Origin of the sequence: Ilumatobacter sp., assembly GCF_039969435.1 — a bacterium.
GTDB lineage: Bacteria > Actinomycetota > Acidimicrobiia > Acidimicrobiales > Ilumatobacteraceae > Ilumatobacter_A.
In genome coordinates, this window is record NZ_JBDVNU010000017.1 from 129350 (window position 1) to 145942 (window position 16593).

Sequence of the window (16593 nt, forward strand, 5' to 3'; positions counted from 1 at the left end):
GCTTCGTCGATGAGGATCCACCTCACGATGATCCTCAGGAGGGACCGACATGAAGAAGTTCAACACGAGGCGCACGAGGCGCCTGGCAGGGGCGACCGTCGCGGTCGCCCTGGCCGCCACCGGCGTCATCGGCGCCAGTTCGTTCGCCAGCGGCGACGACAACACGTCAGACGTTCCCGACGCTCCGCCCGGCGAACCGTTCGTTCCCGATGAGTCCGAACTGCCCGCCGACGACCCGTCGGCGATCGGATCGGACGAACTGATCCAGACGTCGGGGACGACGTTCGACGAGACGATCCTCACCAAGTACATCCCGGCCAGCGGCTTCGACCCGTACACCGACGTCGCTTTCAACGGCGACTCGATCAACTTCGACAGTGGTTCGTGCCTCACGGTCGACACGGCGTCGGTCGGGGCGGTCACGAGGATGTGGGCACCCGTGGAGTTGCCCGACGGTGCACGCATCAAGCGAGTGACGTTCTTCGGTGAGGACAGCAGCGTGGCGGACAACATCACGGTGCGGTTGCTCCGTCAGGAGTTCACGTCCGGGCTCGCGATCTTCCCGCTTCCACCGACCGTGAGTCGCACGAACACCGTCGTGGACCTGTTCTCGACGTCGACCAGTGGCGGAGACGTCATCGTGTCCGGCGCCGACGGCCTCGGTGAACTCACCGGTTCACCGTCGAGCGGTGGGCTCGCGCTGAGCTTCCCGAATCGGTTCCACACCATCGAGGTCGACCTCGACAACAGCGCCGACGCCGATCACACACTGTGTGGAGTGCGGATCGAGTACCAGGTGGCGGCTCCGGCTGATGCCGGCACGGTGTTCCACCCGCTCGACCCGGTGCGTGCGTTCGACTCGCGTATCGCCTCGCTGCCGCAGAGTGGTCGGTTGGGTCCGAACCAGACCAAGGTGATCGACATCACCGACGGCTACGACTCCACCGGTGCCGCCGTGCCGGCACAGGACAACGTGGTGCCGACCTCCGCAACCGCCGTGGCGTACAACATCACGATTGCCGGAGCCGACGGCCCGAACTTCGTCGCGGTCACCGCAGGCGACGCGGCGGCCTTCACGGCGTCGGCGATCAACTACTCGGCCGGCTCGAACGTCGCCAACGGCTCCAGCGTCACGGTCGCAGCGGACCAGACGATCAAGCTGTGGGGCGGGGACAACACCGGCTCCAGCCACGTGATCATCGACATCGTCGGGTACTACTCGCCGCCGGTGCCGTCGAACATGGGCAACTGATCCTCACCTGAAGTTCCAACCTCTGTTGTTCCGTCCGGGACGGAACAACAGAGGTTGGTGTCAGTCGAGGGTCATCGAGTCGTCGATGTCTCCGGTCTCACCCACGGCGCGCTTGAGTTGGGCCTCGCCGAGAGCGGTGAACGTGGCGGTCGATTCGGCGCGGACGACACCCTTCAGGTTCAGGATGCGACCGGCGGTGACGATCTCGCTGTCGGACTGTTCGACGATCTCGGCTTCGACCACGTGGGGCTTGTCGACGTAGATCGCACGGTGGAACTTCGTGGAGGTCTCCGACGTGACGGCCCATTGACGACCGATCGCGATACAGGCCCACGCCATCGCCTCGTCGAGCACGGCGAGCGTGACACCGCCGTGGAGCATCGTGGGTGCACCGCTGAAGGCGTCGGACAGCGTGAACTCTGCGGTCACCAGACCACGATCGAGGTCGTGGAAGAACGGGATGCGGAGCCCCGCCTCGTTGGTCTGCTCGCAGACGAAGCAGTTCGTCTCGTACCCGAGGTCGTCGTTGTGCAGTCGGATCTTGCCCACGGCCAGCACCGTAGGCGCGTGCGACACTGGTGCCGTGCGCGACGTGATCGAATGTGACGAAGCCCTCCGAGCGGTCATGTCGGATCGACTCGCCGCCCACGACCGTCTCGAGTTGCCGCTCGACGGTCGGCGCCATGCGGCGGTGGCGATCGTGGTCGTCGACTCGAACGTGGGTGACGACGCCGAGGACCCGTACGAGTTCTCCGACGCGGACATGCGGGTGATCCCGGGATACCACTCCGGTCGCGCCGACGAACTCCACGGTCGGATGGCCGACGTCGCTGGTGGAGCGTCGTTCGTGCTGTGTCGGCGGAGCGCAGGATTGAGAAGTCATGCGTCCCAGTGGGCGCTGCCCGGAGGTCGACTCGACACGGGGGAGACGGTCGTCGACGCCGCACTGCGCGAGACGTGGGAGGAGGTCGGCGTGCGGTTCGACGAGGATCGGGTCCTCGGCGTGCTCGACGACTACGTCACCCGATCCGGCTACGTGATGACACCGGTCGTGGTGTGGGGCGGCCCGGGCGTGGAACTCGACCCGAACCCCGACGAAGTGCTCGCTGCGTACCGGATCGGACTCCATGAACTGGCTCGCGAGGACTCCCCGCGTTTCGTCGACATCCCGGAGAGCGATCGGCCGGTCGTGCAGGTGCCGCTCGGTGGCGACCTGATCCATGCGCCGACCGGGGCGGTGTTGGTGAACTTCCGCTGGGTCTGCCTCGACGGTCGATCGAGTGACGAGTCCCGCGTCGACGGGTTCGAGCAGCCGGTGTTCGCCTGGGGGTAGTGGTCTCCGTCGGCGGCCCGAGTGGTCGGGGCCGACCCGCTATCGCCCGCTGTGGCCGAAGCCGCCGCCGCGGTCGGCACCGTCGAGGTCGTCGGTGACCTGCCATTCGACGTGGGCGACCGCCTGGATCACGAGCTGGGCGACACGGTCGCCACGCTCGATCGTGTAGTCGGTGTCGGGGTCGGTGTTGACGAGGATCACCTTGATCTCGCCGCGGTAGGCCGCGTCGATGAGCCCGGGTGCGTTGACGACACTGATGCCGTGCTTCAGCGCCATCCCCGAACGGGGGAGCACGAATCCGCCGTGGCCCGACGGGATCGCGATGGAGATCCCGGTCGGCACGAGCCCTCGCCCGCCACCGGCCGCGAGGGTGATGCCCTCGCGGGCGTACAGGTCGAGTCCGGCGTCGCCGTCGTGGGCGTACGCGGGCAGCGGGAGGTCGGCGTCGAGTCGGACGATCGGCACGGGCAGGTTCACGCCGCCGACGTTACCCAGCACGCGCCGAGGGGATGTTCTCGTCCAGGAGGTGTCCGGTTCCGAGCAACCCGACGAAAACCCCCGACCGGACAGCGGGCGTGTGAACGGGTGCAGTCGTATGATCGAGCCGATGCGTCCCGGGGCACTTCTGTGATCGCACCGCAGCGTCCGCCGTCGGTGGACACCCTCGCCCGATCGCTGGGGTCGTCGGGCCTGCCTCACCCGATCTGTGTCGACATCGCCCGCGAGGCGATCGCGGCAGGTGACGTCGACTCGGCATCGGCCCGAGCCGAGGCCTTCCGCCGCACGCTGCTGACCGACGTGGTCAACGCCACGGGTGTGCTGCTGCACACCAATCTCGGACGGGCACCACTCGCCCACACGCAACGCGCCTCCGCCCAGACCGTCGAGTTCGACCTGGCGACCGGTGCGCGCGGCTCGCGGCAGAGTGCGGTCGGCCGACTCTTCAGTCGCCTCACCGGGGCCGAGGACGCGATGGTCGTCAACAACAACGCCGCCGCGGTGCTGCTCGTGCTGGCCGCCGTGGCCGCCGGACGGGACGTGCCGGTGAGTCGCGGCGAGAGCGTGGAGATCGGTGGCTCCTTCCGGGTTCCGGAGGTCATGGAGCAGTCGGGATGCCGTCTCGTCGACGTGGGGACGACCAATCGGACCCGTCTGTCGGACTACGAGCGCGCGGTGGCTCGCCCCGACACCGACGTCGCCCTGGTGATGAAGGTCCATCCGAGCAACTACCGGGTCGAGGGCTTCATCGAGGAGACATCGATCGCCGAGTTGGCGACGCTGGACGTACCGGTGATGGCCGACATCGGCAGCGGTCTCGTCGACTCGACCGTCCCGTGGCTGCAGGGGCCCCCACCGGCGTGGCTCGCCGGTGAGCCGGCCGCGGTTCAGGCGATCGCCGACGGCGCCGACATCGTCACGTTCTCGGGCGACAAGCTGTTCGGCGGCCCCCAGGCGGGGATCATCGCGGGTCGGCGTGACCTGATCGATCTGTGCAGGCGTCATCCGCTCGCACGTGCGTTGCGCCCCGGCGGGCTCGTGTTGCGTTCGTTGCAGGACACGGCCCTGACGTATCTCGACAAGCGTGCGGCGACGGACATCGCCTTCTGGCGGATGGTCGACCGGTCGACGGCCGATCTCCGCGCCGATGCCGAGCGGATCGTCGCACAGATCGGCGACGGGCGCGTGAGCGTCGCCGAGATGGACGCTCTGCCCGGCGCGGGGTCGGCACCGGGGATCACGATGCCGTCGGTCGGCCTCGTCGTCGAGGGGGACCACCTCGTGTCGCTGCGTTCGCACGTGGTGCCGGTGATCGCCCGTTCCCGTGACCACCGAACGTTCCTCGACCTGCGCGCCGTCGATCCGTCCGACCACGCCGTGATCGTCGCCGCGTCGATCGAGGCCCTCCGATGAGCACGAGTCGGGCCGTCGTCGGCGCAGCGGTCGACGCCCTCGACGGACGATGCCCGGCAGCGTGCCTCGGTTCGTGAGATGACCGTCGTCGCAACGGCGGGCCACGTCGACCACGGGAAGTCGTCGTTGGTGCTCGCGCTGACGGGGACCGACCCCGACCGGTTCGAGGAGGAGAAGCGACGCGGGCTCACCATCGACCTCGGATTCGCCCACACCGTGCTTCCATCGGGTACGGACCTGAGTTTCATCGACGTCCCCGGTCACGTGAAGTTCCTGCGGAACATGCTCGCAGGCGTCGGTGGCGTGAACGCGTGCGTCTTCGTGGTCGCCGCGACCGAGGGATGGAAGCCGCAGTCCGAGGAGCACCTCCGCATCCTCGAGCTGCTCGGTGTGCGGTTCGGACTGATCGCACTGACCAAGGTCGATCTCGTCGACGACGATCTCCTCGAACTCGCACGGATGGACATCGCCGACCACGTCGCAGGGTCGTTCCTCGACGGGGCTCCGGTGATCCCGGTGGCGGCCACCGCGGGCCGGGGCGTCGACGAGATGCGCCAGGCACTCGACGAACTCGTCACGCAGAGCGGTGCTGCCGCGGACCGGGAGCGTCCGCGTCTCTGGATCGACCGGGTCTTCGCTGCGAAGGGGAGCGGCACGGTCGCGACCGGGACGCTCGTCGGAGGGTCGCTGTCGGTCGACCAGACCGTGCACGTCGCACCGGGCGGCCACGACGCACGGATCCGCTCGATCCAGACCGCCGGTGCGACGGTCGAGCAGATCGGCCCGGGCAACCGCGTGGCCGTCAACCTGAGTGGCGTCGACCACCACGACCTGTCGCGTGGAGATGCGGTGATCGAACCCGGTCGGTGGCACCTCACGAATCGGCTCGACGCGTCGCTCGACGTGCTCGCCTCACTCGACCACGACGTGTCCCGACGAGGCGCATACGTCGCGTACATCGGTGCAGGTGAGCACCCGGTCACGATGCGCGTCCTCGGGACGGAAGCCCTGTCGCCCGGCACGACCGGAGCGGTGCGGTTGTTCCTGCCCGATGCACTGCCGCTCCTGCCGGGCGACCGGTACATCCTGCGCGAGTCGGGACGCGACGAGACCGTCGGCGGCGGCGAGATCCTCGACATCGAGCCGGTGATGCGCGCCTCACGAGCGGCACCCGACCGCACGGTCGAGCGTGTCGTGCGCGAGCGCGGGTGGGTCGACGCGGTCGAACTCGAGCGACTCACCGGCGAGGTCGTCGAGCCCACCCTCGGACGATGGGTCACCACGCCCGAGGCGGTCGCAGCGACGATCGCCGCGGTGATGGAACGCGTCGAGGAGGCCGGTGCAGTCGGCGTCGACCTCGCCGCGTTCGACGATCGCGAGCGTGCGGCGATCGAGACGAGCGACGAACTCGTCGTCGACGCCGGACTCGTGCTCCCGGCTGATGCCGTCGACCCGTATGCCGACCATCCGTTCCTCGCCGAACTGATGAACGGCGGGTTCACGCCGCCGAGCGCCGATCACGTCGACCGCAACGACATCCGCGAACTCGCCCGTCGTGGGCACATCGTGGAGAACGACGGCATCGTGTTCCACACCGACACGATCGACGAGGCTGCCCGTGTCGCCGCACGGCTGCTCGCGGACCACGTCGAGGGCTTCACCGTCGCACAGTTCCGCGACGCCACCGGTGCGAGCCGGAAGTTCGTGCTGCCACTCGTGTCGGAACTCGACAAGCGTGGCGTCACCCGCCGACGCGACGACGTGCGCATCGCCGGACCTCGCCTCCCGGGTCGCTGAGACGACGGGCCCGCGCCACGGGCGTGTCGCAGCGAATCAGTCGGACGCCACGACGGCGATCCGTCGTTCGCGATTCGTCAGCCCACCCCAGATGCCGAAGCGTTCGTCGTGGGCGAGCGCGTGGTCCAGACACTCGGACGTGACCGGGCACGACGCGCACACCGCCTTGGCCCGTTGTTCCCGGCTGGAACGAACGGACCGTCGCTCGGCGCGCAGCGGTGGGTAGAACACCGATCCGCTCTCGCCGGCGCACGCTGCGGACGCCTGCCATCCGCTCCGGTCCTGGCGTTCGAGACTGCTCATGGTGACGAATCCTCCGTGGTCGGCCGCCACGGTCACGCTACGAGGCGTGCGCATCGCGGTCAAGAGGTTCGTGCAGAGCGTCAGTCGTCGGTGGCGGCGCCGGTCGATTCGTCGTCGGCATCGTCGTCGGCGTCGGCCTCCGCCGAGTTGCCCCGACGTTCGCGGTAGTCGCGTGCCGCTCCCTCGAGCGGTTCGACCTCGAGGGTCACGCCGTCGATCGCTGCGACGCGGATCCGCTCGCCTGCCATGACCGGCGTCGCCCGGTTGGTGAGTGCGCGCCAGCGACCGTCGCCGACTTCGACCACGCCTTCGGGGTTCACGTCGGCGATGACGACACCCTCCTCGCCGATCATCCACTCGCGTCCGATGGTCGGCGTGGCGAAGCGGGTGCGGACCATGTTCGGCATGCCGACGATGAACGTCAGCGTGATGCCGACGATCCCGGTGAGCAACGCGATCCACGACGGCCTCAACGACGTGCCCGGGAGGCTCTCGAAGAGGAAGAGGCTGGCCACGATGGTGCCGCAGAGGCCGACACCGGTCCAGAACCGCGGGATGCCGACCTGCACGTCGACGGCGAATGCGACCATCGACAGCAGGATCACCACCACGGCCCACGGGCGCGTCGGCAACACGGCGAGTCCGGAGGTGGCGAGCACGAGGCACACCGCACCGACCACCGCGGCGACGCCGACGCCGGCCGTGAAGAACTCGAACAGGATCAGTGCGAGTCCGGTGAGCAACAGCAGGTAGGCGACCGGTGGACTCGCCACCGTGTGGAACAGTTGGTCGGTCAGCGAGAGCTTGGCGAAGCGGACCGTCGAGGTGGTTTCGCGTTGCACCTGGCCGCTGTCGGTGACGGCCTCCTCGGTGGTCTCGAGGGTGACTCCGTCGACCTGCTTGCCGTCGAGCACTTCGATCATCGAGGTGATCGTGGGCACGCCGATGTCGAGGGTCTCGGTGAGCAGCCCGAGGTCGGGCCGGGACGGATCGGAGGGGTCACCGCGCACCTCGTCGAGCCCACCCGAGTCGTTCCTCAGCTGCAGAATGGCGTCCTCGGACAGTTCGATCTCGACGTTCTGCGGGTTCAGTGGCGAGCCGAGGTAGCCGATGCGGGTGCCGGGGGACATGCCGGTGATGTCGGCCACGGTCAGCATCTGAGCGGCTGGACCGTAGAACCTGGCGCCGTTCGGGCCGACCCAGATGGCGATCGGGATCGGTGCGTCGGCCACCTCGTCGAGCAGCTCCTCGACGTCGTCGTCGGAGAGCACGGTGCCCGGGGAGTTGACCTGGAGCACGAGCGCCTGGGAGCCCTCGGAATCGGCACGGTCGATCGCTCCGCGGATCGAGTCGACGAGGATCGGGTCGATCAGGCCGCTGACCTGGAGTACGTCGACGCGTCCGATGGGAGCGTCGTCGTCGGCTGCCGTCGCAGGGCTCTGGGTGCCCAGCAACATCATGCCCGCAAGGGCGACGAGCATGCCGATCGCTAGTCTGCGCACGAGTGCCTCCGGAAAACGAGAACCCCGTGCGGTCGTCGATCGCATCCGGCGTCGTGATCGTCGCCGGCAAGGGTGGGGTGGGGAAGACCACGGTAACGGCAGTCCTGGCCCGTGCAGCAGCACGTGACGGCCGGCGGGTGCTCGTCGTCGAACTGGACGGCAAGGCGGCGATCGACGACCTGCTCCCGTCTCGCGAGGGGGAGTCGCTGGAGGTGGTCCACGTGTCGGCACCCGACGCCCTCGAGGAGTACCTGAACGACCACGGATTCAAGCGGATCGCCAAGCGACTGAACCGCACCGGCGTGATCGACATGATCGGCACGGCGGCTCCGGGCATCGACGACATCGTGGTGCTCGGCAAGGTCAAGCAGTTCGAGCGGTCGGGCGACTACGACCTCGTCGTCGTCGACGGCCCCGCTGCCGGGCACGCCGTGACCTTTCTCACATCGGCTCGCGGGTTGGCCGACGCAGTGCGCGGCGGCCCGATCCGCCAGCAGTCCGACGACGTGCTCGAACTCCTCACCGATCCCGAACGGTGCCAGGCGGTGCTCGTGGCCCTGCCCGAGACCACGCCCGTCAACGAGACGATCGAGACCGCGTTCGCACTGGAGGACGAGGTCGGAATCCGGCTCGGTCCGATCGTGGTGAACGGTGTCGACGACGGCGTCGCGCTTCCCGACGACGTGTCCGAGGCCGCTGCGCTCGAGGGGCTCGACGACGCTTCGGTTCGGACACTGGTGGCCGCCGCCGCGTTCCGGCGGTCGCGCCGCGCGATGGAGACCGAGGCACTCGATCGTCTCGCGACCGGGTTGCCGCTGGCTCGGATCACGATCCCGGCCCTCCCCGTCGCCGGTCTGTCGGCGCAGGACATCGACACGCTCGCCGACGGTCTCGTGAACGGCGTCGCCGACGGATCGGGCGGGTCGCGGTGACGGCCCGGGGCCGAGGCCGGCCGGCTGCGATGGCCGAGGTCGTGAGCGACGCCTCGGTGGTCGTGTGCTGTGGGTCGGGCGGCGTCGGCAAGACCACGACCGCCGCCGTGCTGGGCATGCACGCCGCACGAGCCGGTCGGCGCGCCGTGGTGGTCACGATCGACCCGGCCAAGAGGCTCGCGGACGCTCTGGGACTCGAGGCCGGCCTCTCGTCGGAGCCGCAGCGGATCGAGGGGGTCGCCTCCGCCGGCGGGGGCGAGCTCTGGGCGATGATGCTCGACACCGCCGCGACGTTCGACGGCCTGGTGCGCACGCACGCCGACGACCCCGAGCAGGTCGACCGCATCCTGACCAACCCGTTCTACCGGAACATGGCCGGCGCGATGAGCGGGACGCAGGAGTACATGGCGGCCGAGACGTTGCACGCGCTGCACCACGACGACCGCTTCGACCTCGTCGTGGTCGACACGCCTCCGAGCCGCAACGCGCTCGACTTCCTCGATGCCCCCGGCGTCCTCTCCCGATTCCTCGACCACAAGATCTTCAAGCTGGCGATGCTGCCCACTCGCAGCGGCCTGAAGATCTTCGGAGCGGCCGCACAACCGATCTTCAAAGCGATCGGCAAGGTGGTCGGATCCGACGTGCTCGCCGATTCGCTCGCCTTCTTCCAGGCGTTCTCCGGGATGGAGACGGGCTTTCGAGAGCGCGCGGACGACGTCGTCGCGCTGCTGCGGGCGCAGGGCACGGCGTTCGTGGTGATCGCGTCGCCACGCCACGACACGATCACCGAAGCGGTGTGGTTCGCACAGCAGTTGCGGGACCAGGAGGTGCGGTTGGCCGCGGCGATCGTCAACCGACTGGTGCCCGACTTCGGCGAACTGGGCGACGACGTGTCCGTCGGTGGACGAGGTGATCGAGCGGTGCTGGTGGCGAACGTTGCCGAGCTGCGAGCGATCCGCGAGGCGGAGTTGGCCGCGCTGCAACCGCTGATCGACCTGGCCGGCGACGCGCCGGTCGCTCTGCTCCCGCTGCTCGACCAGGACGTCCACGACCTGGCCGCCCTCGACCGCATCGGTGCCGAGCTCTTCCCCTGACCGGTCTGTCATTCGGTGTCAGACACCGTTTGGATTTGGGGCTGCGGGTAGCGTGGCGGGGTGCACATTCTGCTTGCCACCGATGCCGACTGGATCGTCGACGAGGTCACCAACGCGCTGGGCTCGTCGGGTGACACGTTCACGGTGTGCCGTGACGGCCGGGTCGTGGCCGACCAGGTCGAGGAGCGCGTTCCCGATCTGGCGATCTTCGACCTCCAGATCGGGTCGATGGGCGGCATGGCCGTCACGATGTCCCTCCGACTCGACGAATCGGCCGACCGCCTGCCGCACGTGCCGGTGCTGATGCTCGTCGACCGCCGCGCCGACCTGCACCTCGCTCGTCGCTGTGGTGCCGAGGGCTGGCTGATCAAGCCGCTCGACGCTCTCCGCCTGAAGCGGGCCGCGAAGGCGATCATGGCCGGCGGCACCTACACCGAGGGCCTGGCGGCCGACGCGACTCCCGTCGCCCCGATGGTGGAACTCGGCGAACTCGCCGGCGAGCCCATCTCCGCCGACTGACCCCGCGCACGTCGACCCGCCCCCTGCCCCGGATCGGCGGACGTTCGATCGCGCCTCGGTGACATTTCCTCTCAAGTTGGAGCCCGGGATGCCGACGGACTCCTGCGCGAATCGTCGAGACGGCCGTTGTCCCTGCCTGCCCACCGTCGATCGCAAGAACCCCGCGACGAACGAGAGCATCAGGCAATGTCGAGAACCACCGTGTTTCCCGGCGACTCGCCGTCGCCACGGCCGCGACCATCGTGGCCGGGTCGGCAGTCGTCGGGTCGTCCGGCCCTGCGTCGGCCGCCGATCCCCTGGAGTGCAGGGACGCGCTGTACATCGCCGACAACACCTCGGACAACGTGCTGCTCTTCGATCTCACCACGAACGGCGTCGTCGCCGGGTCCGGCTACGACGCCATTCCGGGCGCGCAGGCGACCGCGAACCAGAACGGCATCTCGAGCGGCGGACTGACGGCGATCAACACGGCGAGCGCGGGGACGGGCGCCGCGCAGATCGTCGAGTACGACACGGTGACCGGAACCTTCACATCGGTGGCCAGGCCGGAGGCAGCAGGCGGGGTCGCGGGAGCGATCAACCCGGCGGACGGCCTCTACCACTTCGGTGGCTACGGCACGGTCGCGACCCAGACGCCGTTCACCCTCTACACCTACGACCCGGCCACGAACACCGTGGCGGCCGGCACCCGCACGATCACCGTCGCCAACGCGCCCGGCGGCAATGGCGACCTGGCCTTCGACAGCGTCGGGACGATGTACTTCGTGGCGGCGAGCGCGACGGAGACCGTTCTGTACCGGGCGAACGCCGACGACACGGCGACCGAACTCGTGCGCACCACCGGTCTCGCGAGCGCGTCGAACGGCATCGCATTCGGGTCGGACGGATTCCTCTACCTGGGCCGCGCGACCGAGCTCAGCAAGGTCAACCCCATCACCGGCGCCGTCGTCGGATCCGCCCTGCCGCTCGGCGCGGGCTACCTCAGTACCGACCTCGCCTCGTGTGCGGGGCCCAGCTCGGTGCGGGTCAGTGTCGAACTGCCCGACGGGCGCATCGTGCCGGGCGACCAGTTCACGGTCGAGGTCACCGGCGGCGACTACGACACGGTCGACTTCCCGTCGGGGCTGACGCAGGGCTCGGACACGGGGGTGCAGGACGAGCCCGGTGAGTTCGCCGGTCCCGGCCTCGTTCTTCCCGGTTCCACCCATCAGGTCACGCTGTCGCCCGCTGCGCCGACCGACAGCGTCTACACCACGAGCTACGAATGCATCGACGCGGCGACGGCCACCACCGTCGCCAGCGGTCCCGGATCGGTCGTCGACCTCGTCGTGCCGTCCGACGACGCGGCCGGTTCCGTGGTCGACTGCCGGATCCTCGTCGAGTTCTCCGGCCCGACGGCCGAGGCTGACACGGCGACCACACCCTTCGACACGCCGGTGACGCTCCCGGCGGGCAACGACGACACCGCGGGCAACACGGCCATCGACCAGACGGCCACCGTCTTCACGTCCGCGGATGCGACGAACAACGGCAAGACGCTGACGAACGCAGAGGGGACCTGGACGATCGACGCCGCCGGCATCGTCTCCTTCACCCCGAACGGATGGGAAGGACCCACCACTCCGGTCGAGTACCGGATCGCCGACGCGAACGGCCTCACCGACACCGCTCTCCTCTCGGTCACCGTCGGATCGGCACCCACCGCCGGATCCGACGCCGGATCGACACCGTTCGCGACGCCGGTGACCGTCGACGTGCTCGTCAACGACACGGGGGGCACCGACGCGCCGCTGCAGCCCGGCTCGGTGGTGTTCACGTCGCCCGACGCCGCTGACGGTGGCAAGACACTGGTGATCGAGTACCAGGGAACCTGGACCATCGACGTCGACGACGTGGTCACCTTCACACCGCTGCCCGACTTCACCGGACCTGCCGACACCGTCGAGTACTCGGTGACCGATCTCAACGGCACCACTGCGACGGGCACCGTCGACGTGACCGTCGGCGCGCCGCCCGCAGCCCTGCCCGACGTGGACGTGACGACCCAGAACACGCCGAACGTCGTCGACGTCATCGGCAACGACCTCCCCGGCGACGACGGCACCGGAGACATCGGTGACGGGTTCGATCCCGCGTCGGTCGTGTTCCCGTCCGTCGGGCAGCCCGCCGGGTCCATCGTGACCGGAGGCGGATCGACGCTCACGATCGACGGTGAAGGAACGTGGACGATCGACCCCGACACGGGTGCCATCACGTTCAGCCCCGAGCCGACGTTCGTCGGCTTCACCAGTTCGGTGGTCTACGAGGCCACCGACGACTTCGGCCACACCGCCGACAGCATCCTCACCATCGAGGTCGAAGCGATCGTTCCCGTCGCCGACGACGACGCGGCGAACACCGCGTTCGACACGCCGGTGACGCTTCCCGGCGTCACCGACGACGAGGCCGGTGATCCGCGAGGCGGAGTCGCTGCGCCGCTCGTGCCGGCCGCCACCGTGTTCACGGCAACGGGGCAGCCCGTCGGAGCCGAACTGTCTCCGGACGCCAAGACACTCACCGTCGCCGACCAGGGGACGTGGACCATCAACGCAGACGGCACCGTGACGTTCGTCCCCGCACCGGGATTCACCGGACCGACCACCCCGGTCACGTACCGGATCAGCGATGCGAACGGCACGACCGACACCGCACTCCTGACCGTCACCGTCCAGGCCGGTCCGTCGTCCGTCGCCGACGTGGCCACGACGGATCAGAACGTGCCGGTCACCCTGCTTCCGCTCGGCAACGACACGCCGAGCCTGCAGGCCGACGGCAGCCCCGGTTCGTTCGTCCCGACGACGCTCACGTTCGACCTCGCCAACCAACCGGACGGGTCGCTGATCACGCTCGACCGCAAGACGCTGACCGTCGACGGCGCGGGGAGCTACGCGATCGCACCCGACGGATCGGTGACGTTCACCCCGGCTCCGCAGTTCCGTGGTGATGCTCCGCCCGTCTCGTATCTCGTGGACGACGCCGCCGGCAACACCACCGGATCGACGATGACGGTCACGTCGTGCCGGACGCCGCCGACGACGCCGCACGCACGCCGCTGGCCGCGCCCGTCACGATCCCCGTGCTCGACAACGACACGGCGGGCGACACGGCACCGTTCCAGGCCGGCTCGGTGATCTTCACGTCACCCGATGCCACCGCCGGCGGAAAGACCCTGGTCGTCGACGGTCAGGGAACCTGGACCGTCGAGGACGACGACTCGGTGACCTTCACGGCGGAGCCCGACTTCGAGGGCGTGGCCGACCCGGTCGAGTACGCCGTGACGGACCGCAACGGAACCGTGGCCAGGGCGACGGTCGACGTGGTCGTGGGAACAGGACCCCTCGCGCGGCCGGACTCGGACACGACACCGCAGAACACGCCGGTGGCGATCGCCGTCCTGTCGAACGACCTCCCCGGCGACGACGGTGCGGGTGACGTCGGCGACGGCTTCGATCCCACCTCGGTGGTGTTCTCCCCCGACGACCAACCGGACGGCGCAGTCGTCTCCGCCGATGCGAAGACGCTGACGGTCGACGGTGAGGGCACGTGGACGATCGACCCGGCGGGCGTGATCACGTTCACGCCCGATCCCGACTTCTCGGGTGTGGCGACGCCGATCGTCTACGTCGCAACGGATGACTTCGACAACACCTCGTCGACCACGGTGTCGGTGACGGTCGTCGGGATCACTCCGATCGCCAATGACGATGCAGCGGTCACGAGCTTCGCCACGCCGGTCACCCTTCCGGCCGTCACCGACGACGTCGCAGGTGACCCACAGGGTGGGACGCCCGCACCGCTGGACGCGGATGCGACGATCTTCCCGGTCGGCGGACGGCCCGCCGGAGCACAGGTGTCGGCCGACGGAAAGTCGATCGTCGTCCCGGGGCAGGGAACCTGGACCGTCGACGACGGCGGCACGGTCACGTTCGTCCCCGCTGACGGATTCAGTGGCCAGACGACGTCGGTGAGGTACCAGATCGCCGACACCAACGGCACCACGGTCTCGGCGCTGCTCACGGTCACCGTGCGGCCCGGCCCGGTCGCCGTGCCCGATCTCGAGGCGACGAGGCAGAACGTGCCGGTCACGTTCGACCCGATCGCCGACGACACCCCCGGTGAGCGGGTGGACGGCACCGACGGAACCTTCGATCGGTCCACGTTCGTGTTCCCGGCCGTCGGCCAGCCGAGCGGTGCCATCGTCTCCGACGGCGGACGAGCGCTCGACGTGCCCGGCGAAGGCGTCTACACCGTCGACGTCGAGGGCAACGTCACGTTCACCCCCGCCACCACGTTCTCCGGCCGCACGACGCCGGTCCGGTACGAGGTGTCCGACCAGGCCGGCAACGCCGCGGAGTCGACCATCACGGTCGACGTCGCGTCGATCGTCCCGATCGCCGTCGACGACGCGGCGACGACCGTGTTCGCCACGCCCGTGACCTTCGGCATCGTCGGCAACGACATCGCCGGCGACGACTCGGCTCCGATCGACGACGACGCATCACTCTCGTTCGAGGCGGGCGACAACCCTGCCACCTGGATCATCGGCGCCGATGGCACCAGCATCGTGGTTCCCGGCGAGGGGTCGTACGTCTTCGCCGACGACGGCACGGTCACGTTCGCACCGGCTGACGGATTCTCCGGCGTCACGTCACCCGTCGTGTACACCGTGCGCGACAGCAACGGGGAAACAGCGACGGCGTCGATCCAGGTGACGGTCCAGCCCGGGCCCGCAGCCCGTCCCGACACCGCGAGCGTGCCCCAGAACACGCCCGTCACGATCGACGTGCTCGGCAACGACACGCCGAGCGCCAACGTGGACGCCACCCCCGGGTCGTTCGATCCGGCGTCGGTCGTCTTCCCGACGACAGGTCAGCCGGCAGGGGCGACCGTCGCGGACGGCGGCACGACACTCACGGTGCCCGGTCAGGGCGTCTACAGCGTGCGCGACGACGGGACGATCGTGTTCACGCCCGACCCCCGGTTCAGCGGAACGGCCACGCCCGTCCGCTACCTCGTGACCGACGTCGGCGGGAACACCACCGGCTCCACGGTCACCGTGACGGTCGGTCGGGTGGCCCCCACCGCCGTCGACGACTCGGCCCGGACGAGTGTCGACACCGCGGTCACCATCGACATCGTCGGCAACGACGTCGCGGGTGACCCGGCGGCCCCCATCGATCCGACGGCGACGACCTTCGAGCCCGGCTCACAACCCGCAGGCTCCACGATCAGCGACGATGGCACGACCCTGACCGTCCCGAACGAGGGAACCTATGCACTCGATGCGACCGGACGGGTGGTCTTCACGCCCGTCACGGGATTCACCGGGGAGACCTCGCCGGTGACCTACACGATCCGGGACTCCAACGGGTCGTCGGCGACCGCCGAGATCACCGTGGTCGTCGAGGCACCGGGTACCTCGGTGCCGTCGAGGGCGACCAGCAACGGCGGTCCGGTGACGGTGCCGGTGCTGGACAACGTGACGCCCGCTGCCGGCGAGGAACTGGTCCCCAGCTCCGTGTGCCTCGTGACGACCACGTCGTCGGATCCGTGCCCGAAGCGGGTCACCGTCGATGGCGTCGGCACCTGGGTCGTCAACCCCGACGGCACGGTCACCTTCACCCCGGCCGACGGCTACTCGGGGACCGCCCGGATCGACTTCACGGTCGTCGACACGGCGGGCAACGTGTACCAGGACACCGTCAGTGTCGAGGTCTCACGCGTCGCCGCACCGACGACGACGACGACCACGACCACGACGACACCGACGACACGGCCCACGACGTCACCGAACCTGCCGAGGAGCGGTGCCGAGATCTTCTCGATGCTGCTGCTCGCGCTCGGGTTGCTCGCCGTCGGCGGGTTCGCGACGGTCGGGAGCCGACGAAGGAAAGCAGACGAGATCTGACGG

General features: G+C 69.2%; 13 protein-coding genes. 9 read left to right on the plus strand and 4 right to left on the minus strand.

Going from position 1 to position 16593, the window contains the following annotated elements; translation table 11 throughout:
• Nucleotides 1-49: 49 nt before the first annotated feature.
• Complete coding sequence (locus tag ABJK40_RS09570; protein ID WP_348480535.1) at nucleotides 50-1252, plus strand: hypothetical protein; 1203 nt, start codon at nucleotides 50-52, stop codon at nucleotides 1250-1252.
• 60 nt (nucleotides 1253-1312) lie between these two features.
• Here ABJK40_RS09570 and ABJK40_RS09575 read toward each other — a convergent pair whose 3' ends face one another.
• The gene (locus ABJK40_RS09575) at nucleotides 1313-1801 is read right to left on the minus strand and encodes a PaaI family thioesterase (RefSeq protein WP_348480536.1); all 489 of its coding nucleotides are present in this window, start codon (nucleotides 1799-1801) and stop codon (nucleotides 1313-1315) included.
• A gap of 76 nt (nucleotides 1802-1877) precedes the next feature.
• Here ABJK40_RS09575 and ABJK40_RS09580 point away from each other — a divergent pair, with 76 nt between their 5' ends.
• Nucleotides 1878-2585 (plus strand): CoA pyrophosphatase, encoded by a 708-nt coding sequence (locus ABJK40_RS09580; RefSeq protein ID WP_348480543.1) that lies wholly within the window; start codon nucleotides 1878-1880, stop codon nucleotides 2583-2585.
• Nucleotides 2586-2624: 39 nt separating this feature from the next.
• Here the strand turns inward: ABJK40_RS09580 and dut are convergent, their stop codons facing one another.
• Entirely contained in the window at nucleotides 2625-3062 is a 438-nt protein-coding gene (dut, locus tag ABJK40_RS09585) for a dUTP diphosphatase (RefSeq protein ID WP_348510242.1), read from the minus strand.
• A gap of 177 nt (nucleotides 3063-3239) precedes the next feature.
• Between dut and selA the strand changes: the two genes are divergently transcribed.
• Both selA and selB read left to right on the plus strand, forming a co-directional pair.
• Nucleotides 3240-4496 carry an L-seryl-tRNA(Sec) selenium transferase gene (gene selA / locus ABJK40_RS09590; protein ID WP_348480538.1) on the plus strand — a complete coding sequence of 419 codons (1257 nt, stop codon included), beginning with the start codon at nucleotides 3240-3242 and terminating at the stop codon, nucleotides 4494-4496.
• A 78-nt stretch (nucleotides 4497-4574) separates the two neighbouring features.
• A complete protein-coding gene (gene selB / locus ABJK40_RS09595; protein ID WP_348510243.1) occupies nucleotides 4575-6293 on the plus strand; it encodes a selenocysteine-specific translation elongation factor in 1719 nt (572 codons plus the stop codon).
• Between the two features lie 36 nt (nucleotides 6294-6329).
• On the opposite strand, the gene ABJK40_RS09600 is transcribed toward selB, so the two are convergent.
• Together ABJK40_RS09600 and ABJK40_RS09605 are read right to left on the minus strand one after the other, a co-directional pair.
• The gene (locus tag ABJK40_RS09600) at nucleotides 6330-6596 is read right to left on the minus strand and encodes a WhiB family transcriptional regulator (RefSeq protein ID WP_348479251.1); all 267 of its coding nucleotides are present in this window, start codon (nucleotides 6594-6596) and stop codon (nucleotides 6330-6332) included.
• Between the two features lie 80 nt (nucleotides 6597-6676).
• On the minus strand, nucleotides 6677-8077 hold the full coding sequence (locus ABJK40_RS09605) for an NfeD family protein (protein WP_348510244.1): 1401 nt from the start codon (nucleotides 8075-8077) through the stop codon (nucleotides 6677-6679).
• A 23-nt stretch (nucleotides 8078-8100) separates the two neighbouring features.
• Here ABJK40_RS09605 and ABJK40_RS09610 point away from each other — a divergent pair, with 23 nt between their 5' ends.
• From ABJK40_RS09610 to ABJK40_RS09630, 5 genes are all read left to right on the plus strand, one after another.
• On the plus strand, nucleotides 8101-9030 hold the full coding sequence (locus ABJK40_RS09610) for an ArsA-related P-loop ATPase (protein ID WP_348510245.1): 930 nt from the start codon (nucleotides 8101-8103) through the stop codon (nucleotides 9028-9030).
• Nucleotides 9031-9071: 41 nt separating this feature from the next.
• Entirely contained in the window at nucleotides 9072-10124 is a 1053-nt protein-coding gene (locus ABJK40_RS09615; RefSeq protein WP_348479254.1) for an ArsA-related P-loop ATPase, read from the plus strand.
• A 60-nt stretch (nucleotides 10125-10184) separates the two neighbouring features.
• Nucleotides 10185-10643, plus strand: coding sequence for a response regulator (locus ABJK40_RS09620; protein WP_348479255.1), 459 nt, complete (start codon nucleotides 10185-10187; stop codon nucleotides 10641-10643).
• 242 nt (nucleotides 10644-10885) lie between these two features.
• The gene (locus ABJK40_RS09625; protein WP_348479256.1) at nucleotides 10886-13813 is read left to right on the plus strand and encodes a cadherin-like domain-containing protein; all 2928 of its coding nucleotides are present in this window, start codon (nucleotides 10886-10888) and stop codon (nucleotides 13811-13813) included.
• On the plus strand, nucleotides 13699-16590 hold the full coding sequence (locus tag ABJK40_RS09630) for a tandem-95 repeat protein (RefSeq protein WP_348479257.1): 2892 nt from the start codon (nucleotides 13699-13701) through the stop codon (nucleotides 16588-16590). Before ABJK40_RS09625 ends, ABJK40_RS09630 begins: the two co-directional genes overlap by 115 nt.
• Nucleotides 16591-16593 lie beyond the last annotated feature (3 nt).

Excerpts from the sequence above, each read along its gene's own strand:
- ABJK40_RS09580 (WP_348480543.1), top strand. The coding sequence starts at position 1,878 with ATGTCGGATCGACTCGCCGCCCACGACCGTCTCGAGTTGCCGCTCGAC.
- ABJK40_RS09600 (WP_348479251.1), bottom strand. The coding sequence starts at position 6,596 with ATGAGCAGTCTCGAACGCCAGGACCGGAGCGGATGGCAGGCGTCCGCA.
- selB (WP_348510243.1), top strand. The coding sequence starts at position 4,575 with ATGACCGTCGTCGCAACGGCGGGCCACGTCGACCACGGGAAGTCGTCG.
- ABJK40_RS09605 (WP_348510244.1), bottom strand. The coding sequence starts at position 8,077 with ATGCTCGTCGCCCTTGCGGGCATGATGTTGCTGGGCACCCAGAGCCCT.
- ABJK40_RS09570 (WP_348480535.1), top strand. The coding sequence starts at position 50 with ATGAAGAAGTTCAACACGAGGCGCACGAGGCGCCTGGCAGGGGCGACC.